Below are 26,208 nucleotides of genomic sequence, written 5' to 3'. Positions count from 1 at the left end.
GTTTTATAGTCCGTTCCAAAACCTTGGTTATCTACAAGTATTTAGTCTCGGGCTTCAAGAGCCGACCAGGCTCTTATCTAAAAGTTCCACTGATTCTGGTTTTTATTTCGGAATTATAACATTCCTTTTGTTATTCGATTCAGTCGAAAACAATAAGAAACGATTGAAGCAAAAATGGAAAGGAGTATTTTAGGGAGCTATGCCTATCAAAGATTATCTACCTAAGTTTCTTTGTAATATTCTGGAAATAACTGATCGAAGTAAAATGGACGATTCGGTCCGTAAGGTTTTAGAAAACGAAGAAATCATAGGCGCATATGTATCTAACGCCTTCCGATACCTGCTTCTAATATTTTTCGCGGCTCAGTTGGCCTTAAACTGGAAAAGTGGAGATGCGCTCGTAAACGGGATCGCATTTGGAATTTTCACTGCAGTTACGATCGGGCACACATATGTAATACGGACCTGCACTCATTGGGCGATTAAAGGTTTTTCTTATTTAGCATTGGTCTCGGACTTTTTCGTGATCAGCTCCTTATTATTATATTATACCCTTCATCAAAATTCATTCGATCTTGGATTCGCAATTAAAAATCCTATCATGAATTTCTTATTCTTCCCACTTGCGTTTTCATTGATCCAATTCAGATTAAGATACGTAGTCTTAAGTGTTATCTTATTCTATTTGGTTTATTTCGGAATCTTCTCCTATGCGCTAATATACGACAAGATGGTATTCGCGAAAGATTGGGGAGATTATGTAATGGGACCGAATGTTCTCGTCACAGACGCATTATTCGGAAGACCTATGGTCTATTTGATCTTGGCATTTTTCTTTGCTTTTGGGATCTTGAGAACTTTGATCATGATCAGACGAATTGGAGAAGGAGAAGCACAAAGATCCTTACTTTCTCGTTATTTTTCCCCTGGAATGGTGGAAGAAATGATGACCAACCCAAATGTATTGGAGGGAAGAAGGCAAACTGCTACAATACTCTTTACTGATATCCGCAACTTTACAGCACTTTCAGAAAATATGGATCCATTAGAATTAAGTAGATTCCTTTCTTCCATTAGAGAAACATTAACCGATTGTGTTTTTGAATTCGGCGGGACTTTGGATAAATATATGGGAGATGCTGTCATGGCTACCTTCGGAACACCTTATCCATCCGCTGACCCTGCCTCGGACGCGATTCGCGCCTTACAAAGCGGGCAAAGGATGTTAGAAAAATTAGGAGAATTTAATAAAGCAAGAGGAGCCAAAGGATTAGAACCTGTAAGGATCGGAATTGGAATTCATACGGGAGAAGTATTCTCCGGGAATATAGAAACGAGCAAAAGTTCTGAATTCACAGTCATCGGAGACGCGGTTAACACTGCTTCCAGAATTGAATCTCTTACTAAAAACTTCGGAAAAGAACTTTTAGTCTCCGAAGAAACCTGGAAACTTGCAGGTGCAAATTTCAGAGGAGAGACACTTCCTCCAGTACAAGTAAAAGGAAAAGAAAAACCGGTAACTGTAGTTGCTGTCGGGGCTTAAGAATTCAGTTAGTAGTAGGCTCTATTCTAAAAATATCCACAACCCGGTGCATTCGGATTGTTTGACCGCTTAACATAAGGCTCATCTTTTGTAAGTCTTCGAGCAACGATCCAATCCGAACTGCACCATCTTCGATCTCACAGAAAAAATCCCTCATTCGACTCAATTCAGAATAACGTTTCTCCATATCTGCAGCAACCGATTCACTCATATCAGCAACTCCCTGGATAGAAGTTTCTAAATCCTCGGATCTGGAAGAATAATCTCTCACTGAATCAAAAGCACCTTTCATGGTTTTTGAAAGTTCCGGGATTTTGATCAATATCGACTTAAATGAATCCACAGTTTCGGCTAATGATTGTAATGATCCGTTTACAGTTTCCCATATATCTCTCAAATACATATTTGCTTGCTTCGCGTTAGAAGCTGTCTTTTCGGAAAGAACAGAGATTTGATGTGCAACCACTGCAAATCCCTTATCTCCTCCTCTCGCAGATTCAATCGATGCATTAATAGATAACATTCCGAGTTGTTCCGCTATTTTTTGGAGAATTCCTACGAGCTCCTCCACCTTTTTAGCGGAACCGTTTAGGCCTTGCATACTTTTGACGGTCCTTTCTAAAGTTTTTTCCCCGGCGAATGCGATAGATTGTATAGAGTCACTGATTTGGTCTGATGCTAAAATATCAGTTTGGAGTTCCTTCATTCCTTGGGACATCTCCTCGGACATTCTTCTCATTTCGGATGACCTTCTTCTTTCTTCCCTTACTAGATCTAAAACTGCTTTTAAAGATGTTTCTAATAGATCCGAAGTTTCCCTTATTAAGGTCGTTTTTTCTTTTTGGTTTTCTATCTCTTTCGTAATAGCAAGAGTGGAATTTTCTAAATGACCGGATTCATTTTCAATCTTATCCGAGTTTTCTTTTACAACTCCTATGATTTGGGTTAAGCTCAAAAGTAAACGATTGAATAATTCTGCGACTGCTCCCGATTCAACTCCCGGATCTACATCGATCCTTTTTCTTAAATCCTTAGAATCGGCCACGTATTTCATTGCATTCATTAAATCCAACCACACTGTTTTGGCACCATGCTCGGATTCATTTAATCCTCTATCTTCTTCTTCCGAAGATACGCGGATTGAAATAGTAAACTTCATTAAGAAAAATAAAATGAGTCCCATACTGAAAGCCCAAATCGCACAGACTGCAATACCCGTAAGTTGAGCCTGCCACTGATTCCAACTGCGTAACGATTCTTCTTGTGCAAATAAACTCACGGCCAAGGTTCCCCAAATTCCCCCGACTCCATGAACTGGAAATGCACTCACCACATCGTCTAATTTTAGAAAATTTTCCATGATCCATACTGCAACTTCCGCAAGTATGCCTGCGATTAGTCCAATGATCAAAGAAGAAGCGGGACTCATTACATCACAACCCGCAGTGATTGCGACTAATCCGGCGAGAACTCCGTTAATCGCGCCTCCTACATGAGGAACACCTTTTGTGATATAATCGAATATGATAGCGGCAGAACAACCTGCACAAGCTGCTAAGCTAGTATTCACGATAATTTTCGGAACTGAATCAGTGAGAGAAAGTGTACTTCCCCCGTTAAATCCAAACCAGCCAAACCATAAGATGAAAGTTCCCAAAACGGAAAAAGGAAGATTATGGCCGTATAATTCTCTAGGCTTTCCATCAGAATCGAAACGATCCTTTCGAGGCCCGAGGACAATCACTCCAGCAAGAGATACCCAAGCACCGACCGAATGTACTACCGAACTTCCAGCAAAATCATGAAAGCCGGATTGGCTTAACCAACCTCCTCCCCATGCCCAATGACCGAAAACAGGATATATGAATAATGAAACAAAAAGAGAGCAGACCAAATATGCTTGGAATCGTATCCTCTCAGCGACCGCACCGGATACGATGGTCGCCGCCGTTCCCATAAAAGTAACTTGAAAAAGGAAGAAGGCAAATTCTTTGCCTGTGCTAAGACCCTCTAAAAGAAATAGATCCTTACCGATCCAACCATTAAAGCTAGTCCCATACATCAAACCATAACCGATCAAAAAGAAACAGATTGTTCCTACAACGTAATCGAGTAGATTTTTAATCGCTACATTGATCGAATTTTTAGATCGAACTAATCCGGATTCTAAAAGTAGAAAACCGGCTTGCATAAAAAAGACAAGTGCGGAAGCGAAAATCACCCATAAGATGTCTACATTCTTGGCTAATTCTTTGGCGGCGGGAAGAACGGGATCCAATCAGAGAACCTCTCTTCGTTCTAAGAATGAGCCTATGTATTGATTGATTATAGATTGAGAAAGAAAAAAACGTAAGCCGACAATAATTTATAACGTTACTTAATAAGCGAATTAATCTTACACCGCTTCAGTAACAAGAGAATATCCCTCAAATGGGGTAATGATCACGAAATCGCAGGTAACGTGAAAATCCCTATCCTGCGATTCCGCAATATAGGTAACTTACTTCACTCCCGCTTTCTGTAATTCCTTACCTAGTTGTCCGGTAATCGTACAGAAATACATTCTCCAATCACTTACGAAAGATTTGAACGGATAAATAAATGTGGCAGGACGGTTTTTTTCTAAGAAGAAATGCCCGATCCATGCAAAAAAGTATCCGCTAAACAATGCTCCCAGTAAGTACCAAGCGTTTAGATAGAAGATTGCGGAAACGATAAACACAAGAGCACATGTCGTTCCTATAAAATGGAATACCCGGTTCATTTTGTTTGAATGTTCTCTCAGGTAGAATGGCCAGAATTCCTGTAGGGTTTCGTATTTTTTGTTTTCAGTCATCTTTGTCCCTCCGGAACTACATGATACGGCAGGGAAAAAGAATCCGCAACAACTTCTCTTTCATTTATAATAACATATGTTATTTAAAAAGTCGTAGTTCCGACAATCCTTCCAGAGATTGGATATATTCCAGATACGGTTTTATTTTGAATTTTTTAGAAGTGGAATCAGAAGACATATAACGGATATTTCCGAGCACTGCTCTTTCCGGGGACCAAGGTCGGTCAAACGCTCCAAAACACCAGAGTATACCGGTATAAGAATTAGGATCCCTTCCATCATACGCATATTTATGATTCAAATCTTCTAATATACGAAATGCTTCTTCGGGTGAAGAAGACCATTCTATCACTTTCTTACCCCATAACATCCTGAGATAATTTTGGATGGTTCCTGTAAGAACTAATTCTTTCTGAGCTGCATTCCAGATAGGATCATGGGTCGTCGCCTTCTCAAATTCATCCTTTGAATATATGTATTCTCTTTTATCCCCCCGATGAGCCTCTAAAGAAAGTTTTGCCCAATTCGGAAGAATGGAGAGATCTTTTCTAAAACTCGGTTCCTTATAAAACAAAAGATAACCAAGTTCTCTCCAGGTCAGAAGTTCATCTAAAAAAGAATTTATATTCGGGTTCGGATGAAAAAAACCCTCATTTTTTCCTCTATAAGAATGATTTAATATATCAGGACTCCAATCTATCTTTGGATCAGATCCTAAAACTGCAGTAACGATCTCATCTACCGAGATCATTCCAAAATGTAAATAAGGAGATAAATAGGAAGATTTAGTTTTTTCAGGAGGTCTAGGCTCACTTCTTTCTTCCGAATAAAATGGAAGTCCCTCTTTCAGGAATTTTTTCAGAAGTTTTAAACCCTCTCTTCTTCCCCCAGCTTTACCAGTAACAGGAAGAACATTCGGAAATTGAGAACGCATTTTTGAAAGATACGAAGAGATGTCCTCCTTCTTCCCTGAAAATAGAAACTTCGGCTTTTTTAAATGATCAGAACTTGGAATTCCTTTTGGATTCGGTTTTGGATTGGATCTATGAACATAAGATTCCACAAACCTATCATGAAGTTTAGGTCTCAAAACCCTTGCATATCCGAATGATTTTTCATAAGAAGCAAGTGGAGTGATAGAATTAGAATCTACGAGCAACAGTTTGCAATTTAGGATTTCGGAAATCTTCTCCTCATGTTCTGGAAGAAAAAAACAAGGAAAATCATCCGTAACCACAATAGAAGCTTTTTCTAAAATACCTGGAACTATCTCAGAAAGAGAATGTTCTTTAGTTTCTACAAAAGGCCAATATGTAAGACCGATACGGGTTGCGTCTTCTGCAGTATCACAAATTCCTTCTAAAAGAAATTGTTGGAGCCTGGGAGAACTCCATTCAAAATCCATCATGATGGATTCGAAGATTACCAAAGGTTTTTTAAATTTTTTGGAAAGGTGGATGGAGTAATCCAAAGAATGATTCCAAGCCAACCTTCGATTCGCTCGGATCCAATAGAGAATATATTCTCCTTCTTCTAAGACGGGCTTTTTATTCCCTTCTCTTACTCTGATTAAATTTCTTTCTGAAAACAAGATTCTCCCTTAGACGCTCTTCCCCAAAAAACGGGAAATGAAAAATTCGAGGGTTTAAGCGGATTTTAACGAATATTTTAGCACTCTATGATTCAAAGTGCTTGACCGCCTACCCCTGTTTCGGATTTCCTGGAATTTATATTCAAGCACTCATTTATTTCAAGTGCTAAAAGGAGAAAGTCATGGCGATTAAACCGCTAGGTGACCGTGTTCTGGTCGAGCCTAAACAAGACGCTGAAGAAAAAATCGGCAGCATCTTCGTTCCTGATACGGCTAAAGAAAAACCGCAAGAGGGAAAAGTTGTAGAAGTAGGAAGCGGACGTTATGAAGACGGAAAGCTTATACCACTAGAAGTTAAAGCTGGTGATGTCGTTCTATACGGCAAATATTCCGGAACTGAAATTAAATCCGAAGGTAAAGAATACTTAATCATCCGCGAAAGCGACATTCTTGCCATCGTGAAAAAGTAATAGGCCGAGGAAATAAAAATGGCAAAAATTATCGAGTATGATGAAACAGCTAGACGTAAACTTTTAGAAGGCGTCAACAAACTTGCAAACGCTGTAAAAGTTACCCTTGGTCCTAAGGGAAGAAACGTAGTAATCGACAAAAAATTCGGATCTCCAACCATCACTAAGGACGGAGTTACCGTAGCAAAAGAAATCGAACTAGAAGACGCTATCGAGAACATGGGCGCTCAGATGGTAAAAGAAGTTTCCACAAAGACGAATGACGTTGCTGGAGACGGAACTACCACCGCTACAATTCTCGCTCAATCCATCGTTAACGAAGGATTGAAAAACGTTACCGCTGGTGCAAACCCTATGGCACTTAAACACGGTATCGATAAAGCGGTTAATGCAGCAGTAGAAAGTATCAAAAAACGTTCAGTTAAGATCGAAAACAAAAAAGATATCGCTAACGTTGCGACTATCTCCGCAAACAACGACAAGGATATAGGAAATCTGATCGCAGATGCTATGGACAAAGTCGGAAAAGACGGAGTTATCACTGTAGAAGAAGCAAAATCTATCGAAACCACTTTAGACGTGGTAGAAGGTATGCAATTCGATCGTGGATACGTTTCTCCTTATATGGTAACCGATCCTGAAGCAATGATCGCTACTTTAAGCGATCCTTATATCCTGATCTACGACAAAAAGATCTCTTCTATGAGAGACCTTCTTCCTGTATTGGAAAAAGTCGCTCAAGCAGGAAGACCTTTAGTAATCATCGCAGAAGAAGTAGAAGGAGAAGCATTAGCTACTATCGTAGTAAACACTCTTCGTAAAACTATCTCTTGCGTGGCTGTTAAAGCTCCTGGATTCGGAGATCGTCGTAAAGCGATGTTGGAAGATATCGCAATCCTTACCGGCGGACAAGTGATTTCCGAAGACCTCGGAATGAAATTAGAAAACGCAACAGTTCAACAACTGGGACGTGCTAAAAAAGTTACCGTGGATAAAGAAAACACCACTATCATCGAAGGACAAGGTGCTTCTAAAGATATCCAAGGCCGCGTAGGTCAGATCAAAAAACAGATCGAAGATACTACTTCCGAGTACGATCGCGAAAAACTTCAAGAGCGCCTAGCTAAACTTGCTGGCGGTGTTGCAGTGATCCATGTTGGTGCAGCTACTGAAGTAGAAATGAAAGAGAAAAAACACCGTGTGGAAGACGCACTTTCAGCTACTCGCGCTGCAGTAGAAGAAGGAATCGTTCCTGGTGGTGGATTAACTCTTCTAAAAGCTCAAGAAGCAGTTGCAGGTCTTAAATTAGAAGGCGACGAAGCTACTGGAGCAAAAATCATCTTCCGCGCATTAGAGGAACCGATCCGTATGATCACTTCTAACGCTGGTCTGGAAGGATCCGTAATCGTAGAGCAAGCAAAGAGCAAAAAAGGAAACGAAGGTTTCAACGCTCTTACTATGGTTTGGGAAGATCTACTACAAGCTGGAGTCGTTGACCCTGCGAAAGTAGTTCGTTCTGCTCTCCAAAACGCTGCTTCTATCGGATCAATGTTGTTAACTACAGAAGTTACAATCACCGACAAACCTGAAAAAGACGGTGGCGGAATGCCTCCTATGGGTGGAATGGGCGGTATGGGAGGAATGGGCGGCATGATGTAATGCCAGCTCTTCCTTTCGGAAAGTTAAAAGCCGAGGAGAAATCCTCGGCTTTTTTTATAACTTGATGCTGAATATTCTATCGATCTCTTTTCCATCCTTGGTGACCGTATGACTATATAATAAATGTAGAATAGAGTATTTGCTATATTTGGTCTTAGTCTCGTATTCCCAATCCCAGAGAAGACCTCCCATTCCAGGGATCGCCAAAATTCCCATAGCATGTAATCCGTTCATATTATTCCCATACTGTCTATAATAGAATAATCCAGGGCCTACGAGCATCAGATCTTCTTCTTTGGAAATTTTTTGATTTCTATAGTATAATAATCCTAATCCGAGCATATCGAATCTTCCGTCTTTTTCAGAAGAGAAATATCCAAGGACCGGAGGTATCAAAGTTGCAGTTCCGGATGGATCCGAATGATAATAATAGACCGGTAAAAAATTCGCCAAGGTCTCTCCCGGAACTGATTTCCAACGCAACCAAAGGAAATTCGTATCCGAATAATCAGGCCTTCTTTCATATCCACCCAAGAGTCCGCCAAAGATCGCAACTTTGGTTCTTTGTTCTTCCAATTCTGTATGGATCAGACCCAAGAAGAAGTTTAGATTTCTTCTCTTTTGATAGTTCTCATAGTTTGTATCAAAAATTCCCGCAAATCCCCAGCGATCCCAATCAGTATCCTTATAACTATAAAAACCGAATGCAAACCAGAATCTGGACTCTTTACTTTTCCTATAGAATGCGAGAGGAGCCAATCCGTATGCGGTACGTTCCGAATTGTCCAAATAGAAAGCGGGACCGACCACTAATCTTTCTAAACCGGAATTTCCGGATTTATAATCGGTAATTAACAAAAAGTTTAAGTGTTTTTCCTTTTTAAAAGGATCGCTCTCAGATTCAAATCTATATACCGGAAAAAGATAAGATTTGAAATACATACTAGTCGTTTCTTCTTTTTTAAGATCCTTCACTGTATGTAATGTATTCGAAAAAAGGAAGAATGCGCTAAAATCCCTCCATTGATCCGCAACCTTATCCGCACTACCCTCTTTAAAGTAAACGGATTCAGATTTGGAATAATCTATCAATTTCAGAAAGGTCACTTCCCTTTTAAAATATTCTCGATTTTCCAAAGTTTGTTTCTCAGAATAAGAATATAAAAGTGGGATTGGTAAAAAGTAAAAAGAAGAACTAGTTTCTAAACTTTTACTTCCGGAAGAGGAAAAGATCCCGAAAGGGTTCGCGTTGAATGAATTCCAACTTCCTGTTTGGAATTCGGTTCTATCTGAATAATACAAAAGTCCCCAAGTAACTCTTTCTTTAAGTAGATTCGGGATATTTTTTTCCTTATTAGAATAGAGAGGATAGATCGCAAAAGAACTTTCTTGGTCCGAACCAGAACCGCTTAATAATCCTAATACATTCCATCCGGAACCATTTCCTTTTCTATAACCGTAATAAAGGATCGGTATAGTAGTATAACTTTCTACAACCTTCTCCCCTTCCTTCTCCGACCCTGAAAAATAAAAAGGAAATATATGAAAATAGTTAGAGACCCTTTCTCCTTTTTTCTCATCGGAAGAAGATACCAGGCCCAGAAAATTCCACTTAGAAACGGAAGGAGAAGATTCTTTATAATATCCTAATACAAAAAGTGTGCTTTCCGAGATATTTCGTTTATAGTAAATCGTTGGAAAAAATAAAAAGTCCAGTTTAGTTGCCTGTTCCGAAGTTTCAGAAGCACCCTTATATCTGGAATAATAGTAGAATGGAGTGAGAAGAGAAGACGATTCCTCTCCATTCAATTCTCTCTTATTAGAATAAGCGGATAATAATGTATAAAACTTGGATACAAATGCTTCTTCCGATGGGATTTTGATCTTAGAACCATAACTCAAATAAAACGGTATTAAGAGACTATAGGATTTTTCCTGGAATAGATCTTGATTCTGGCTGGATTCAGAACCGGAATGATATAAAAATAACAGCAAAGGTAAAGAATGAAAAAATCTGGTGGTAGTATTTCCTTCTACGATCCGTTTATAATAATACAAAGGAGAAATTGTGCGAGAATGATCTTTAGACTCATCATGAGCAACAAAAGGAAAGATCCTAAAGCCCCAAGCATCCGGTGAAGTATAAAATCTAGTGATCGGCCATAGAACTGAATAATCCCTTACCTCTCCCTGCTTTCCTCTTAAGAAAGCGAATAGTAAGTAGGATTCTTGGAAATCTGATCCTTTAGACTGCCGAGCATAAACAGGCAAAATAAAGCCGGCAGCAAAATAGGATTCATCTGCTATCTTACCCCAGAAATAAAAAGGCGCAAACAAAGACACCTTGTCCGAGTTTTTTTCAGACCAAGAATACCAAGCCAAAGGAAGAAGTCGTAAATGATGACGATCATCGCCTCTTTCATAACTAAAAATCCCAAACAAGGCACTCATTCCCCAGAAAGAACGAACAGATTCTCTTGTTAATGATTTATATTTTGCTAAACCGTCCTTCTCCTCCTTTTTGTCTGCAGCCGTATCTTTTTTAATCGTTTCGACTGGTATCTCTTCAACTGGATGTTTAGATTTCCAAAATTCGAAACGTTCTTTGGAAATGGAAGTTCTAGTTGATATACTAAAAAGATTATAAAACAGAGAAACATCAGTGTCTAAATAATACTCCTTTTCAGTAGAACCTGCCCCTGCCCCGAAATTACCAAGAGTTTGGGAAGAAGAGTAAGCAAGCACAAGCTCTAAAGTTTTATCTGCTTCTTCATATTTTAAGTAAAAAGGGAGTACGATATTCCCTTTGCTACGCGGAGTATTCCAATTCCAGTAAAGAAGGAATTTAGTAGTAAATTCCTCTTTGCGGACCTTATCAATATTAGTGAACCATAAAGCAGGCCAGATCCAAGTATTATCTTTCTCAGTCGAAGTATTATAATAGTGAAAAAGACCGAAATGTTTATGATTATCGTCATCATTTCCAAACTTCAAAAATAAAGGCAAAACTAAATGAAAACTATCCCGTTTATAAAAATAGAAGGGAAACAAATAAGTATATCTGGAATCTCCCGCTTTATCAAAACCTCTACCCATAAGTCCTAGAACGTTCCAATAGGAATATTCATTGGTAGTATTTGAAAAATAAAACGGATATATCCTTCTTCTGGACTCCTGATCGGTGTCATACCTTTCGTATAATGTAACTAAGGAATATTTTTCAAACTTTGTCTTATATTCTTTTGAATAAGACAAAGGAGTTATTAGTTCTTTGTATTCGGAGGTATCGTTCCATTGGAAGATAGGAAGAAGTGTATAACTTTCAGATTTAGCTCCCTGCCATGAGTCTCTGTAAAAATACCAGAATGGGAATAAGATCCACCTTTCATATTGACCGCCGATTTCACTTTTTCTGGAATAAAATGGACCTACCCAAGTTCGAGTCTTATTCCAATAAGTGAATAATGGAATGATCCAAGTATATTCATTCCCAGCCTGATTCCCCTTTGCCCACAAAGGAATAAAATGAAAATAATCCCCAGATTTATAGAACCAAAGAGGGAAGAAAAATCCACGCTGAAATTTCCCTTGGTCATCCCAAGAAAGATAAGTATTTATAAAATAATTCTGAGAGGCTTCTTTTTCCTTATTTCTATAATATAAAAACCAAGGAAACAAGGTAGTCGTTCCTAAAGCATCCGAAGAATAATAGGAAAGAGGAGTGATTACTTTAGATTGATTTGGCGTAAATGAATGATAATAGAGAGGAAAAAATAAAAATTTAGAATTTCCATGCCAATCATTAGAATAATAAGAATTTAATGCATAAAAATCGATCTCAGTCGCAGTACGTTTATGATAAAATGGAATAGGCAATAAACCATATTTCTCCGTGCCATTATCGAAATACGCGGGGAAAATATATAAATATTCATTCTTTTTGTGGAACACGAGAGGAAATAGATAAGAAGAAGAATAATCTCCCTTTTCGTTTGCGCTCCAACCACCGATCAATGCTATATTTGTATCGGATTTACCTCCCTTCTCCCATTTCCGACTGAATAAGATCGGGATATTTGCATTATAATTTTGTAATTCACCATTATGATAGTTACGATTTAAGAATAATGCCAAATAATAGGAAATTTTTTCCTCTTCTTTCCCGCCACCTCCTAGTTGAGGAGTCTCCTTCCAAGTTTGACCGAAAAGTGGAGTAAAAAAGGAACCTTCCTCCCCTGAATTCCAAGAATTATAAGAGAATAAAGGAAAGATGGTAAAATGAAAATCTTCCTTATCAGAATAAGAATTATATAATGTATTATAGAAAAAGATCGGAAAAAGAGTGAAATTGAATTTCCTTTTACCGGAACCCCAATACACCAAAGGAAGGATGGAACCGTAAGAAGATTCCTTATCTTCTCCCCAATGAAAGATCAGAAAATGGTTCCAATCATCATTCAAGTTCCGATTTCGAAAAAACAGAAAAGGAACTGCAAAATAAAAGGATTCTTCTTTGCCACTTTCAATCGTTTTGCTTCTACCAAACAAAGGAAGGAAAGAAGGAAAAGATATCCAACTCTCCGAAAATTTTTCTCCTCTGGATTCGAAAGAGTTATAGTGAAATAAGGAATAGTTTACTTCAGAATCGGATTGAGAGTCCTGGATGCGCTGCGCATAATAGATCGGAAAAAGATAGGATTTATAAGATTTGTTTTCTTTTGCGGATATATGATCGAATAAAGGAAAAAAACTAGTCTGCTTAAACTTAGGATAATCAGTATAAGTATAAAGAACCAGCAGATTCAAAGAATAATGCGGCCCCCAATTTTCTATACTCGCGAATGGGGAAACTTTAAAAGTATACTTATCTTCTTTATCACTTCCTAATATAGGTTTCTTTTCCGAAGTAAGAGTATCAAAATAATCCGTAGCATGGATCTCAAAAGATAAACAAATCAGAAGAACCGGAAAAAATAAAATAGCGCTCCCGATTTTAGTATAAAAATTTTTCAGAAAATTTCTAATCATAAACTTCTAGAAGTTTTAACTTACTCTTTTCTCCCCTCAGAATTTTTACCTTAGAAGGAGCCAGTCCCAATTTTTCACCGCGGATCTACCGGGCAAAATTACTTCTTGCGAAATATTTTTCCAGCTATTAACCTTATCTCTTCCAGACCCAAAAGCAGACTGATCAGGAAAAAAATTGCCATGCCGGGAAGAATTGCGGCACAAAGCGAGATCCTGGAAGAATTCGCATAACTTAAGCCCTTTTCGGAGAGAAAACCTAAAGCCCAAGGATGGATCATTTCTTTATAAAAAAATAAAAATGCAGCCATTGCTAAAAGTGGCAGGATCAGTTTTGCAATTTTGGAAAGAAACCCTTCCCAAGGAAAAGCGACTTCATGCTTTTTTAAATAACCGGAAAGTAAGGTCCAAGTCACTACGGTTGATACGGCAGAAGACAATGCGATCGCGGAATGTTTTAGAAAAAAAATCAAAGAAAAGTTTAAAGTGAGATTCAAAACGAATGTGAATGCTTGGACTCTCAAAGGAGTTTTAGTATCTTGAAATGCATAATACGTGGAGATCAAAACTTTGTTCATGCTATAAAAAGGAACAGCTAATGAATAAAATACCAAAGGTAATATCGTAGTTTCCGTAGCTAAATGATCCCACCTTCCTCCATAATATATGGAGTCCAAAATTGGTCCGGCTAAGATACCGATTCCCAGAGCGGCAGGCGCAGTCAAAAATCCTGCAAATCCCAAAACCCCCAACATTTCCTTGGGAACCTCGGAATGTTTGTTTTGTTTTAAAGAAGAAAGTAACGCAGGTAAAGTTGTGGTGGCAAGTGCCACTCCAATGATACCGGTAGGAAGTTGTACCAACCTCTGTGCATAATCCAAACTAACAACCGCACCTAAACCCGGATTCGTATTCTGCACATAGTTTGCTAGAAAAATATCCACCAAAAGTCCAAGCTGGTAAAAACCACCTCCGACTGCTGCAGGCAACATTAGTTTAAATATTTTTGAAATAGCCGGATGTTTATAATTCCAGGAGAATATCGGACCTTCTCCGTTTTTGGAAACGTACCAGGCTTGGACTCCTAATTGTATGATCCCTCCCGCTACGATCGCAAAACAAAGAACTCTCACCTTAGTCAAAAGTTCCCAATCTACAAAAGGGAAAATCCCAAGAAACACAGTGAGATAACTTAAATTCAGAATGATAGGCGAAAGAGAAGGAACAAAAAATCTATTTTTGACGTTGGAGATCGCCATATAGATCGAAGACAAACTTGCAGTAACGATTAAGAAAAATAGTATATAGGTAAGTTCTATTACAAGACCCGAATATTCTGCAGTTCCTCCTACCAGAATAGGAAGCGCAAATGGAGAAAATGTAAAAACGATAACTACGAAACTTAGAAGAATTACAAAAAGAAAACTTAATACGGCACCGCTCATCTTTCGAGCGGCGACTACTCCGTCCTTCTCCGCATCCGAATATAATGGCATGAAAGATTGGGAAAGAGTTCCTTCTGCCAATAGATTGCGGAACATATTGGGCAATCTATAAGCTACTGAAAATGCAGAGGCCACTGTGCCTGTCCCGAAAGACACGGCCATAAAATGGTCACGGAACACTCCTAAAATTCTGGAAACGAGGGTGTAAAAAGAAAGAGCGAAACTTCTTCTGGCTGCTTGGGACAAGAGATCCTACGTGGTCGGTGTTTCCGACGTACTGAAACTAACCTAATAGTTTCTCTAAGTATCGAACTCCACCGGTGCGACTCACGTCAAACTGAATTCCGCAATTAGGACATTGGTGACGTCCAAGAGTTTTAATCCTAAGCCTTGCCCTGCAAGACTCACAGTATAAAACTCGTTCTTGGATATTACGCGCAACCTCCAAAGAATGATCCAGATCCTTTCCGATCTGAGTCTTCTCTACAGGTTCTTGTCCTGGGATGGGAACAGTGCTGATCTCGGGAACATACACGTCCGACTTAGTTAAAGAAGAAGAAGGACTCGAATAAAACTGTATAGGTTTAGTTTGTCTGAGAGAAGAAACACTTTCCGACTTCTCCGATAAAGTCCTTCTATCCTCGATCTTCAAGGAAGAAAGCCAAACTTCCGCTTCCTTCTCATGTGAGAAGAAGTTCTGGTTCTTATTCAAACCGAATAATCCTAAGACTAATAAACCTTCTTCATTCCAATCACTGAATGCAATATTGCCGCCGAATTTTTCGAAGAAGTTTTTCAATTCTACAAGCGCGGAAATTCCATCTTCTTCTATATATTCCACAAAACGAGAATTGACTAGAACAAGTCTCTCCCCTTCTTCCCAGCGAGTTTTAATAAAACGTACCAGATCGAATGCAGAATAAGAATCAAGAACCCCCTTAGGAGTTACCTTCAATATATGTCCCAGTTTTGTAGTATGAATTTCCAAAAAAGTTTATCCTAGATAAATAGCGTCTATAATTTCCGCTTTCTCACGATTGACTGCTTGCGCAGTAGAAGTGGCCGATACCGCCGGAACATGGCTCTGAGAAATAGGTGCCGGGTTTTGGCTTGGGTAAGAAGGAGTAGAAGAAACATTTTCTCTCCAACGGATAGGTCCTTCGGTTTGTGCGAAGTCAACCTTCTCCCATAAAGGAGGAGCGGAAGGATCCGCAATATACTTTCCATCCTGAGTAAAAGATGTACGAACACTTTTAATGAGTAGATGAGAAAATCCTAATATAAGGGCGCAGATAAGTGCTATAATCGCATTATTCTGTAAGGTCCACCAGAAAAGTTCTGTCTGGATCTTCACAAAATGTGCGAAGTTCCCTCTTTCATATTTCATATGGAGAGAAGCTACCCTTTCCAATTTTTCGGGATGATATACTGCCATGGAAAGAAGAACACTTGGCTCGGAAATTTCAGGGAAATAAGGAGAAACAATCTGCATCAGTTTATCATTTTGGAATGTATTCTTTTCCCCCAAAAGGATAGGAGTCCCTATCTGCCATTTTCTCAAATGATGAGCGGCAGTATAATTAGTGGATAAAAACTTAGGCTCCGGTTTTCTTTTGGTCCTAGACTCGGAAACATAATCTTCATTAGATGATGCAAGAACCACTCCCGAATCATCAGTCATGCTGATCTCGGAAATGATAAATCCTTCTTTATCTCCCGAAGTCACTTTTACGAGTCTTGTGAATGCAAAGTTCAGATCTTCTAATCTGTCTTTGCTTAATTTTCCTTCGCTTGATTTAGAGATGGCGCCGATCGTATCTCTGGCTCTTTGGTCCGAAAGATTTTTGATCTGCTCAAAGGACGCAAGAGAAGATTCCAGAAAAGACCATGCAGAGGCTCCGGCAGCGATCCCTTCGCAAACCAATAGTGCTAAAATGAAAAATAGAATATGTTTGAAAATTTGCACCTGAGAACCTCTCTTCTTTTAAAAATCGGCCGATTTCGGCTTTTTTCTAAAGAATAAAATCTCGTTTAGGTGCGGATCTTATCTCGAATCGGTCTTAAATTTTCCAGAAACTTGGACTGAAAAGTCTGGATCCATTCCTTCTTCTTATCTTCTCCGCTGGAAAGTCCCAACTGAGAGACTGAAATCATGGATTTCCAGTCCTGTCCGCAGGGGTGAATACACTGGAAGGCGGAAAAATCATTAGAAACATTGAGAGCAATCCCATAACTAGTAAACCAGGACTTAAACAAAACCCCCATAGAAAGAATTTTACGATTAGGAGAAGTAGAAAGATAAAGCCCGGGAGCGTTCGGATTTTTTACAAGATCCAAATCCCAAACTTTCTTAGTGGAATAAATTGCAGATTCAAGGACCCCGTCCAGAAATTCCGAGATGGAAATTTCTCTTTTTTTTAAGTCCAAATGTACATAGGTAACGATCTGTCCGGGCTCGTGAGCGGTATAATCCCCTCCTCTTTTTATATATTGGAGAGAGATTCCGTGTTCGGAAAGGAAGTCCTCATTTCGGAGAAGATTGTCGATATTATAATTGATCCCCCCGGTTATCGTAAGAGGGTGTTCCAAAAATAGAATCGATTCCCTTCTATTTTCCCGGGACTTCTCCTGGAAGAGGACGTAATCTTCGTACGGAAGGGGATTTTTCAGGGAAAAAGCCTGCACACTCGTATTATTTATGGAAAAGCTGCTCGAAGTCATCTCCTTTATACTCCAAAGATCTCCGCGAGGAAGAAACCGCCAGGAACTTGCAAAACTGGTGTATCTTTCCGATGGAGTATTCTTCCAAAAATACGCCAAAGTGATTACTGAGCAAAAGTATATCCATCTGGAAGATTCTCCTTATCCGATGGAACTGAATCAGGCACTTCTTCACCTAAAAGAAAATCGTCTAATAGATGTGCTCCCAAAATTGACCGAGACCGGGATCTCTGGTTATTTACTAAACTGGGTCGGAACAGAGCATGAGGATGAGATAGACCTGAATCGTCAGGAAAAAAGGATCCTTCGCAAAGTTCTGGAAAATTTCAAAGGAAGTGTTTACGACGAAAATAGAGTGTATCCGAATTTATATGAGAATTACGTGATTACTCCCCTTTTCTCGGAAATTAAGTTTAGCAAAGAAACTATTAACACTAAAATCCATTTCTTTAAGAGAAAAACGCTTTTGAATATCTCGGGCAAAATATTTAAGGTACTTTTTAGCGAGTAAACACGAATGCTCATCACTGTTTGTAAAGGTAAAATCCATAGAGCCACAGTAACCGACGCCGACCTCAATTATGAGGGAAGCCTGACGGTAGATATGGATTTGGTAGATGCCGCTGGAATGTTTCCTTACGAAAAAGTTTCCGTTGTAAATGTAAACAATGGATCCAGATTCGAGACATATCTGATCGAAGGCAAAAGAGGTTCAGGAGAGATCTGTTTGAACGGTGCTGCTGCCCGTCTCGGAATGAAAGGAGACAAAGTAATTATCATCTCCTACGGCTCCCTGGAAGAAAAAGACCTGCCAAAAGGTTATAAACCTCAAGTCGTTCTTGTGGACGACAAAAACCATATCAAAAAAGCCTAATTCCTTTAGGCTTCTCCCAAACTTTATCCGCTGGACTAAATTTCCTAGTTCAGATAGAATCGATCCGTTCTTTCCCCCGAGGCAGAATTCTTCTCATTTTTTTGAGGAAAAGGAGAAGGAACGGCTAAGTTTCGGGGCTTTTAAGTCGATATTCAATATGAAGAACCGTACTGGGACAATAAATCGCATGAAATCCGTCGCAAAATTTTCTTTTATCCTATTATTCTTAATTTTGGGAAATGGCATTTCCGGCCAAAACAATGCCGAGAAGGAAAGCAAAGGTTCCGAAGGCGTGGAATATTATCCACTCGCGTATTACGATGATAGACTCTTAGTCAAAGAAGTTTCCTTCTTCCGTAGACATGCGGATAACGGAAAAGGCGAGTTCATGGACGTAATGGTTGAACTCGAGAATAGAGACTTCGACGCGGCAAACTTCTCCATTTATATTTTAGCAGTAAACGAAACCCCTCTTTCTAGAGTAGATGATCGCAGAGAACTGGTTCCATTCCCTAAATGGAGACAATACGATGTGGAAGAAGAAACAAAAGTAGTAAACTTCCAGAATCTGGTTCCGGTAAAACTAGACAGCAAAAACGTTTGGGGAGAGAAGAAGTACGGAGAAGTAAAGAAGAGCTACGACGAAAAGATCGCGAAAGGAGAAAAAGTAAAATTCCCTAACCCGAATCTGGACACTCTAGTTCATTATCTTACTAATAATCCTAAGGATGCACTTCCTATCGTTCTTTACGGAGAAGAAGGTCCTGCAAAAGACAAGGTTCTAATCAGTAATTTCGTGCCTCAAACTGCAGAAGATCTGCAAAAACAAAAACATGATACTTTGAGCAAACATACTTATACCGTATACAACGCTAAGTATAAATCCACGATCTTCTCTCACCACTACACTGAGTATCGTCCTGGATATTTTACTTTTAATAAGGTTGTAGTTCTGATCTTCAACCCTCAAAAAGAGAAGAACAAATTGGTCTATCGTAAGATTATAGACATCAACGGTTTAAAATTGGTGAATTAAGACTTAAAGTCGCGATCCAAGCCTGGCTAATAAAAAAGGACCCAAGAAGCGGGTCCTTTTTTGTGCTCAGGGACTTTGACCGGATTGCGGTCGACGGTAACGATCTATGCTGCCCGGAACGAATCTTGTGGTCCATTGGCCTCGGTCGATGTTTTTCTCCACCCAACCTTTTCCATGATCCCATCTTCCATCCGATATAAAATCGAAAAAGTAAGAGGAATTCATGTAACGGTAGGAGTCCATGATATCTAAGATATCTCGACTCTCCGAGTCCTCAGGAGCCTCTTCGAAGAAGAAGTTGCTATCCATTCGCCTCTACCATGAATCTTTCCATCCAAATGTCCATCTTTATTTAGCTAATGAGAAAATAATCTAGGGCGGGTCTCATTCTAAGACTCATCCCCTGATACTTTAGACTCCGGCTCCTCCCTGTTCCCCTCCCTTTGTTTGGAAATGGAATAGATAAACGGCAGAAATCCCTGGTTTTTTTCCGGAATAGACTCCTTTCTCAAAAACTTGGATCTACCCCTTTTGTAGGATTGTTTGGTTTGCCTGAACTTCTCCGCCTCGTCCAAAAGTCCATCCAATCGATTTTCTAGAAAAAACCTGAGTTCTTCCTGTAAATCTCCGCCGATTTTTTCGGATCCTTGCTCTGAATTTTTTGGCTCCTTCTCCATTTCCGGCCCCCATATGATATTTTAGGTTTTCCCCGGACAAACAGGTGCCCAATCCGAAGAATGGAGCGCATTTTTTTTCTTGCGACAAGGGAGTTTAGGCCCAAATTTGAGGGAATGCTAAATCCGACAGAACTCACGGAAACCCTTGTCTCGGGAAAAGATATCGAACTGGAATATAGATTTATTTCGGACGAGGACCATCAGCAGATCTATCTTCTGCTTCTCCAGGTTTTGGGAAACCTGGACAGGTTATTTCTCACAGAAGTAGTTTCTACCATTCTGAAAGAACTTTTGATGAACGCTAATAAAGCGAACGCCAAAAGGCTTTTTTTCCTTTCGGAGGGGCTGAATATAAACGAGGCATCTCATTATAATAAAGGGATGAAACGTTTTCTGGAAGATATCATTCATAAATGGGACGAGCAGGAGAAGATACTCAAAGGTTCCAATTTATCCGTACGTCTTCGTGCAAAGATCATGAACCAGAATCTGATCTTTTTGATTGAGAATGATGCGGCACTTCTTCCCCAAGAATCGGAAAGGATCAAAGCAAGATTAGAATCTGCAAGCAAGTTCAACGATCTATCGGATGCATTTCTTTCCATGGCGGACAGCCAAGAGAGCGCTGGCCTTGGACTTGTACTCATACAGTTATTATTAAAAAACTCAGGCATAGGTTCTGATAAATTTAAGATAGAGACTGACGGCAAGATCACAAGAGCAACCTTAGTGATCCCTAAACAAATTGTTCCGTTGGATGTGGCTACCAAACTGAAGGACAGGATCTTGTCGGAAGTAGATGGACTTCCCCCTCTTCCTCATACTCTTACAAGGATCATAAACCTTTGTAATAATCCCGACTCGGATTTAGGTGTAATTGCAAACGAAATAGAAAGAAACCCTGCTATTAGTGCGGACCTTCTAAAACTTTCTAACTCCGCAGGTTTCGCAAGTAGGAATAAAGTAAATACGATCGTCCAAGCTGTTAAGGTTGTGGGACTAAAGAACGTCCGAAATCTTTTGTATGTCTCAGGTGTACGAAAGATCATGGAAGGAAGATATTCCAAACTTCAGGAAGTATGGAACCATTCCAACCTCGCGAGCTTTTTCGCGAGGCAGGTTTCTCAAAGAGCGGGACTCGGAAAACTTTCCGATATCGCAGCAGTCGGTGCCTTACTCCATGATTTAGGAAAATTCATTTTGCTTTCATTGGATCCAACATTATTCAAACGTTTGGCATCTTACCAAAAGAATAGGGACCTTTCCAATTCCACGATCTTAGAAGAAATTTCCACAGGTATTTCTCATCCTACCCTGGGAGCTATGCTCGCCAGAAAATGGGATTTTCCTCCGGACCTTGTTCATATGATCGAATTTCACCATAGAGCCTTCATGGCGACTAACACGATTTATACGGATTTAGTTGATTCCGTATACGTAGCAAATATGATGTGCGATTATCTGGATAAAAAAACCAGCTATTACGCAGCTGACTCGAGTATACTAAAAAAATTCCAGTTAGATGATAAGGCAAAGTTCGAAGAGACCTGCGAAAAATTAGCAAAGGCCTACGAGATCGCGAATGAAGAAAACTGAATCCAATAACCTGCTCAATTTACACGGAATTAAGTTTTATAGATCCGGGACTCCTATTCTGGATGGGATCGATTTTCAGATCAATTCCGGAGAACATTGGGTTCTATTAGGCCGTAACGGTGCAGGAAAAACTACACTTGTAAATTTAATCTATGGTTCCGTTTGGCCTACTGCAGGTAGGATCAATCTTTTTGGAGAAACATTCGGAGAAACTCCTCTTCAGATCTTAAGAAATAAAATTGGGATCCTGGATTCTTCCCAGCAGGAAAGCGCACTCCAAAAAAGTCTTACCGTTTATGATGTTCTTCTTACCGGTTTTTTTCACACCATAGGTTTTTATAGAGAATCCAATGCCTGGGAAGAAAAAGAAGCGGAGCGAATTTTAGAAGAAAACGGTTTCGGTGCTAAAAGAAATCAATTATTCCGCACATTATCATCCGGAGAAAAGAAGAAGATTCTCTTCCTAAGAGCAATGTGCACTTCTCCCGAATTTGTGATCTTAGACGAGCCTTGCTCCGGATTAGATCTTACAGCTCGAGAGGAATTCATAGATTTCTTGGATGAATATAAGAAGAATCGGAACTTCACTTCCATCTATATCACTCACAGGATCGACGAGATCCCTCCATTTTACGAAAATGCAGCTCTTCTGAAATCAGGCAAAATTCTATTCTCTGGCGATATCAAGGAAGCATTCACTTCTGCGAGACTTTCCGATCTATACGATCGTAAGGTAGAAGCGGAAAATCGTAACGGCACCTGGGTCGCAGTTACCGAGAGAAAATAATCAAATATATTCCGCGTAATCGCATTGTGGAAATCTAGAACAGATATAATATTCTTTTTTCTTCGAGGATTTTTTCCGAACCCTCTCCCCTTCTTTACATACAGGACAAATCCCGTATTTAGGAGTTTTTGGTTTTTCTTTTATCTGCTTGTTTATAGCGATTATATTCGTTTTCTTTAATTGAGAATCCAATACGGAATAAAATTCTGAAAGAACCTTGGACCTGCTTTCTTCTCCGGAAGCAATAGAATCTAATTTTTGTTCCATTTCGGAAGTAAATTTTTCTCTAAATAGATCCGCAAATGCTGTCTGTAAGAATACATTTACTCTTTCTCCAAGAGTCTCCGCATATAATTTTCCTTTTTCGGAGTATACGTATTTTCTTTTGTATAATGTTTCCAGGATTGAAGCGAATGTAGAAGGTCTTCCTATCCCTTCTTTTTCCAACTTGGAGACAAGACTTGCTTCCGTATATCTAGGAGGAGGTTCCGTGGTTTTTTCTTGGATCTCCCATGGATCGGGAGTTAGAGTATCACCTTTTTTCCAATTAGGAGGAATATCCGCACTTACATTATAGATCTTTTTATAACCAGGATCGAGAGTGAAAAGTTTTTCTCCTTCCCAAACTTCTCCTCCTCCGTTTGTTATAAACTCTAATCTTTTCCAGGTTTCCGGTTTCATTTGGGAAGCAATTGCTCGTTTCCAGATCAGTTCGTATAATTTTTTGGAGTCTTTGTTTAGGTTGCGATCCGCCACTTCGAATACGAAAGAAGGTTCTAAAAAAATATCCACAGGTCGGATTGCTTCGTGAGCGTCCTGGGATTTCCCTTTCGTTTTTTTGAGCCTATAAGTTTGGGCTTTATCCGAAACGAATTCTTTTCCGAATTTAGAGAAGATCTTTTTGCGGATAGAATCTCTTGCATCTTCACCGATCCGGACCGAATCAGTTCTCATGTAAGTGATCAATCCTTGGGATTTTCCTTTTCCCAGATCCGTTCCCTCATACAATTCCTGGGCAAGTTTCATCGTTTTGGAGGCGGAAAATTTTAAGACCCTAAATGCTTCCTGTTGTAAAGTAGCGGTTGTAAAAGGAGGTGGAGGCAATGTTTCTCCTAACTTCTCCTTTATTTCTGTAATTTGTAATACTTTCGTTTTTTTTAATATAGAATCTAAAAATTCAGACGCTTCTTTTTGAGTGGGGAATGCTTCTTTCTTGGGATAAAAAACGATTCTTTCATTTTCTCCGGTTCCATAAAATACTGTAGCAGAGACAATCCAGGTAGTTATTGGAATAAAACTTCGGATCTCTTCTTCTCTTTCACAGATCCATTTTAGAGCGACTGATTGCACCCTTCCGGCGGACAGCCCTTCTCCGCTTACCGCTCTCCACAAAAATGGGCTCACCTTATATCCGATCAGTCTATCCAAGATCCTTCTTGCTTTTTGAGAATCTACCAAGTCCAGATCGATCTCATCGGGCTCTGAGATAGCCTGTAAAATTTTGTCCTTTTGGATTTCTTGGAAACGAATTCGGGATATCTTTGCCTTCTTCCCTAATTTTTGGGCCAGAATATATCCTATAAATTCTCCTTCCCTATCCGGATCGGTTGCTATGAGCACGGAAGAATGAGACTTTGCTTCTTTTAGAATAGAAGATAGGATCTTCTTTTTACCTTTGAGAGGAACATACTCGGGTTCAAAATCTTTTTCAATTTTGATCCCGATACGGTCCGTAGGAAGATCCAAAATGTGCCCGAAGGTGGCAAGCACCTTATACTCTTTTCCCAAATAGGAAGAGATCGTTTTGACTTTGGTAGGAGATTCTACAAGTACTAGGACAGACATTTCGGAACGGACCGGAAATTCGGCCCTTCCGTATTTTTCTAATGTGGTCCTAACTCTTCAATCAAATATCCATTTGGATATGTAGGGTTATTTCTTTTGGTAACGTAATAAGGAGTTTTTCTAGGCGGCCAAAAATAACGAAGAAAAAATGCTCTAAGTTTCAAAACCGTATAGGTTAAACCGGCTACGATCGGATTTGCTTTCGGAAATCCCATTGCTTCTCTAAGAGGTTTGTCCATCAAAGAATATACTGCATGATAGACTAAATATTCCAAACCGGGAATTTTAGGAATTCTGGAAGAAGCGATCTTCATTGTGGCAAGCGCTACCTGCTCTGAATCTTTAGTTCGGTAGAAGTTTTCTTTTTCGAATTTTAGATTGAACTCCAACATTTCTTCGTAGGTTTCCGGAATATTTTTGATATTCATCATTTTTCCGATCCGTTTCCAAAGATAGAAATTGGCGAGTCTTTCTTTTTCAGTACTTTTCCTCCAGCCGAACTTTTGATTCCAACGATCCGGCTCGAATATAAATGTTGTAAGTGTATAAAGAAAATCTTCGTTCTTGATATCATACTCTTTATGGATCTGGTTCAGCCTTCTCATGGCTTCTCTTCCTCTTTCACTATCCAGTCCATTCTCTATAAATTCCGCCAAGATTAACGCGGTATCGTCGTATCTTTTCTGTCCTGCAGATTCGAATCGTTTGGTTGTATTTAATATTTTAGAAATAGAAGGAATTGCAAATGTTCTGAAGAAGGAAATAGCGAGTGAGATTTCCACATCTTGTGGGAAATCATAACTTCCAGCGAGAAATACTATCTTCTGTGCATCCTTCTCCGCATCTAATTCATTAATTTGTTTTAGTATTTTCAAACGGTTGAACATCTGTTTATTTTTTCCTTTGATACCGAACTTTTTATTTTTCCACTTTTTCGCACAGATGTTCGATTAAATTCGAAAAGCAAGTATTTTATTCGAAACTTTTATTTCAAACGATAAGGGTCCGTACATAAAAAATCCCGGTGGTTTAGGCCGGGATTCTCAAAACTTAGACTTAGATTAAATCTTAGCCGTTAGAAGGAACTGGGAAAAGTCCTTCAATAGAAAGATATCTTTCTCCAGTGTCGTAGTTGAATGTAAGAACTGTAGCTCCTTCCGGAAGTTCAGGAAGTTTTTTAGCAACCGCTGCAAGAGATGCACCGGAAGATACTCCTAAGAAAATTCCTTCTTCTTTTGCTGCACGAAGTGCATATTGGAAAGCCTCATCCTTAGAAACTTGGATCACTCCGTCTAGTAGATCAGTGTGTAAGTTTTTAGGAATGAATCCAGCTCCAATTCCTTGGATCGGGTGTGGTCCAGGTTTTCCTCCGGAGATAACTGGAGAAGCTTCCGGCTCAACTGCGAATACTTTAGTTTTAGGGAACTTCTCCTTTAAAACTTTAGCAACTCCAGTGATATGTCCACCTGTTCCTACTCCAGTGATCAGAACATCCACTCCGTTAGGGAAATCTTTTAGGATCTCAGCTGCAGTAGTCTCTACGTGTACTTTAATGTTTGCTTCGTTCTCGAACTGTTGAGGCATCCAAGCTTTTGGATTTTCAGAAACCAGTTGTTTTGCTCTTTCGATTGCTCCAGGCATTCCTTTTTCACGAGGAGTTAAGTCGAATTCAGCGCCATAAGCAGCCATAATTCTTCTTCTTTCCACACTCATAGACTCAGGCATTACAAGGATCAAACGATATCCTTTTACTGCCGCAACAAGAGCTAAACCGATACCAGTGTTCCCGGAAGTCGGCTCGATGATTACTGTATCCTTAGTGAGTTTTCCGCTTTTTTCAGCGTCCTCGATCATAGAAAGCGCGATACGATCCTTGATAGAACCGCCTGGATTGCTACGCTCTAATTTAGAATATACATTGTATTTGGATCCAAAGAGTCGGTTGATTTTTACGTGGGGAGTATTACCGATCGTCTCTAAGATATTATTTGCTTTCATTAGGAATTCCTACCTCTGCAGCTGGATTTTTGTGAACTTGTCAATATATTAAACATCTTTTTCAATATATCAAATGCGATCAATGAAAAAAGATCAAAACTGTCT

General features: G+C 39.4%; 21 protein-coding genes. 8 read left to right on the top strand and 13 right to left on the bottom strand.

The window, feature by feature from the left end:
* Positions 1-199: 199 nt before the first annotated feature.
* Positions 200-1,543 carry an adenylate/guanylate cyclase domain-containing protein gene (locus EHO58_RS14275; RefSeq protein WP_244241184.1) on the top strand — a complete coding sequence of 448 codons (1,344 nt, stop codon included), beginning with the start codon at positions 200-202 and terminating at the stop codon, positions 1,541-1,543.
* 4 nt (positions 1,544-1,547) lie between these two features.
* On the opposite strand, the gene amt is transcribed toward EHO58_RS14275, so the two are convergent.
* The 3 genes from amt to EHO58_RS14260 all read right to left on the bottom strand — a co-directional run bounded on the left by amt (position 1,548) and on the right by EHO58_RS14260 (position 5,970).
* The gene (gene amt, locus EHO58_RS14270; RefSeq protein ID WP_135680362.1) at positions 1,548-3,821 is read right to left on the bottom strand and encodes an ammonium transporter; all 2,274 of its coding nucleotides are present in this window, start codon (positions 3,819-3,821) and stop codon (positions 1,548-1,550) included.
* A 222-nt stretch (positions 3,822-4,043) separates the two neighbouring features.
* Positions 4,044-4,379 carry an Mpo1-like protein gene (locus EHO58_RS14265; protein WP_135626129.1) on the bottom strand — a complete coding sequence of 112 codons (336 nt, stop codon included), beginning with the start codon at positions 4,377-4,379 and terminating at the stop codon, positions 4,044-4,046.
* 79 nt (positions 4,380-4,458) lie between these two features.
* Entirely contained in the window at positions 4,459-5,970 is a 1,512-nt protein-coding gene (locus tag EHO58_RS14260) for a cryptochrome/DNA photolyase family protein (protein WP_135680361.1), read from the bottom strand.
* A gap of 182 nt (positions 5,971-6,152) precedes the next feature.
* Here EHO58_RS14260 and groES point away from each other — a divergent pair, with 182 nt between their 5' ends.
* Positions 6,153-6,440: a co-chaperone GroES gene (gene groES / locus EHO58_RS14255; RefSeq protein WP_100707090.1), complete on the top strand. Its 288-nt coding sequence runs from the start codon at positions 6,153-6,155 to the stop codon at positions 6,438-6,440.
* Between the two features lie 18 nt (positions 6,441-6,458).
* Positions 6,459-8,099, top strand: coding sequence for a chaperonin GroEL (gene groL, locus EHO58_RS14250; RefSeq protein ID WP_100723604.1), 1,641 nt, complete (start codon positions 6,459-6,461; stop codon positions 8,097-8,099).
* A 54-nt stretch (positions 8,100-8,153) separates the two neighbouring features.
* On the opposite strand, the gene EHO58_RS14245 is transcribed toward groL, so the two are convergent.
* The 5 genes from EHO58_RS14245 to lipB all read right to left on the bottom strand — a co-directional run bounded on the left by EHO58_RS14245 (position 8,154) and on the right by lipB (position 17,290).
* Positions 8,154-13,127, bottom strand: a complete 4,974-nt coding sequence (locus EHO58_RS14245; RefSeq protein WP_244241183.1) for an LA_1737 family protein — start codon at positions 13,125-13,127, stop codon at positions 8,154-8,156.
* 98 nt (positions 13,128-13,225) lie between these two features.
* Positions 13,226-14,815, bottom strand: a complete 1,590-nt coding sequence (murJ, locus tag EHO58_RS14235) for a murein biosynthesis integral membrane protein MurJ (RefSeq protein ID WP_135680360.1) — start codon at positions 14,813-14,815, stop codon at positions 13,226-13,228.
* A gap of 37 nt (positions 14,816-14,852) precedes the next feature.
* Complete coding sequence (locus EHO58_RS14230; protein WP_135680359.1) at positions 14,853-15,557, bottom strand: STAS domain-containing protein; 705 nt, start codon at positions 15,555-15,557, stop codon at positions 14,853-14,855.
* A gap of 6 nt (positions 15,558-15,563) precedes the next feature.
* Entirely contained in the window at positions 15,564-16,535 is a 972-nt protein-coding gene (locus tag EHO58_RS14225; protein WP_135680358.1) for an LIC_12071 family protein, read from the bottom strand.
* A gap of 65 nt (positions 16,536-16,600) precedes the next feature.
* Positions 16,601-17,290: a lipoyl(octanoyl) transferase LipB gene (gene lipB, locus EHO58_RS14220; RefSeq protein ID WP_135680357.1), complete on the bottom strand. Its 690-nt coding sequence runs from the start codon at positions 17,288-17,290 to the stop codon at positions 16,601-16,603.
* Between lipB and EHO58_RS14215 the strand changes: the two genes are divergently transcribed.
* The 3 genes from EHO58_RS14215 to EHO58_RS14205 all read left to right on the top strand — a co-directional run bounded on the left by EHO58_RS14215 (position 17,268) and on the right by EHO58_RS14205 (position 19,200).
* Positions 17,268-17,801, top strand: a complete 534-nt coding sequence (locus EHO58_RS14215; protein WP_135626123.1) for a type II toxin-antitoxin system antitoxin SocA domain-containing protein — start codon at positions 17,268-17,270, stop codon at positions 17,799-17,801. The genes lipB and EHO58_RS14215 overlap by 23 nt on opposite strands.
* Before the next feature lie 6 nt (positions 17,802-17,807).
* Entirely contained in the window at positions 17,808-18,164 is a 357-nt protein-coding gene (gene panD, locus EHO58_RS14210) for an aspartate 1-decarboxylase (protein WP_008592788.1), read from the top strand.
* 187 nt (positions 18,165-18,351) lie between these two features.
* Positions 18,352-19,200 carry a hypothetical protein gene (locus EHO58_RS14205; protein WP_135626122.1) on the top strand — a complete coding sequence of 283 codons (849 nt, stop codon included), beginning with the start codon at positions 18,352-18,354 and terminating at the stop codon, positions 19,198-19,200.
* Positions 19,201-19,266: 66 nt separating this feature from the next.
* On the opposite strand, the gene EHO58_RS14200 is transcribed toward EHO58_RS14205, so the two are convergent.
* Positions 19,267-19,509, bottom strand: a complete 243-nt coding sequence (locus EHO58_RS14200; RefSeq protein WP_135626121.1) for a hypothetical protein — start codon at positions 19,507-19,509, stop codon at positions 19,267-19,269.
* A gap of 80 nt (positions 19,510-19,589) precedes the next feature.
* Complete coding sequence (locus EHO58_RS14195; RefSeq protein WP_135626120.1) at positions 19,590-19,877, bottom strand: hypothetical protein; 288 nt, start codon at positions 19,875-19,877, stop codon at positions 19,590-19,592.
* A gap of 114 nt (positions 19,878-19,991) precedes the next feature.
* Between EHO58_RS14195 and EHO58_RS14190 the strand changes: the two genes are divergently transcribed.
* Positions 19,992-21,473, top strand: coding sequence for an HDOD domain-containing protein (locus EHO58_RS14190; RefSeq protein ID WP_135626119.1), 1,482 nt, complete (start codon positions 19,992-19,994; stop codon positions 21,471-21,473).
* On the top strand, positions 21,460-22,260 hold the full coding sequence (locus tag EHO58_RS14185) for an ABC transporter ATP-binding protein (RefSeq protein ID WP_135626118.1): 801 nt from the start codon (positions 21,460-21,462) through the stop codon (positions 22,258-22,260). Before EHO58_RS14190 ends, EHO58_RS14185 begins: the two co-directional genes overlap by 14 nt.
* Here EHO58_RS14185 and topA read toward each other — a convergent pair whose 3' ends face one another.
* The 3 genes from topA to cysK all read right to left on the bottom strand — a co-directional run bounded on the left by topA (position 22,261) and on the right by cysK (position 26,103).
* The gene (gene topA, locus EHO58_RS14180; protein ID WP_135680356.1) at positions 22,261-24,105 is read right to left on the bottom strand and encodes a type I DNA topoisomerase; all 1,845 of its coding nucleotides are present in this window, start codon (positions 24,103-24,105) and stop codon (positions 22,261-22,263) included.
* 38 nt (positions 24,106-24,143) lie between these two features.
* Positions 24,144-24,992 (bottom strand): oxygenase MpaB family protein, encoded by an 849-nt coding sequence (locus tag EHO58_RS14175; protein WP_135680355.1) that lies wholly within the window; start codon positions 24,990-24,992, stop codon positions 24,144-24,146.
* A gap of 181 nt (positions 24,993-25,173) precedes the next feature.
* Complete coding sequence (cysK, locus tag EHO58_RS14170; protein WP_135615849.1) at positions 25,174-26,103, bottom strand: cysteine synthase A; 930 nt, start codon at positions 26,101-26,103, stop codon at positions 25,174-25,176.
* Positions 26,104-26,208 lie beyond the last annotated feature (105 nt).

Source organism: Leptospira selangorensis (genome assembly GCF_004769405.1).
GTDB classification, from domain to species: domain Bacteria; phylum Spirochaetota; class Leptospiria; order Leptospirales; family Leptospiraceae; genus Leptospira_B; species Leptospira_B selangorensis.
This window is presented reverse-complemented; position numbering and strand designations above follow the sequence as displayed.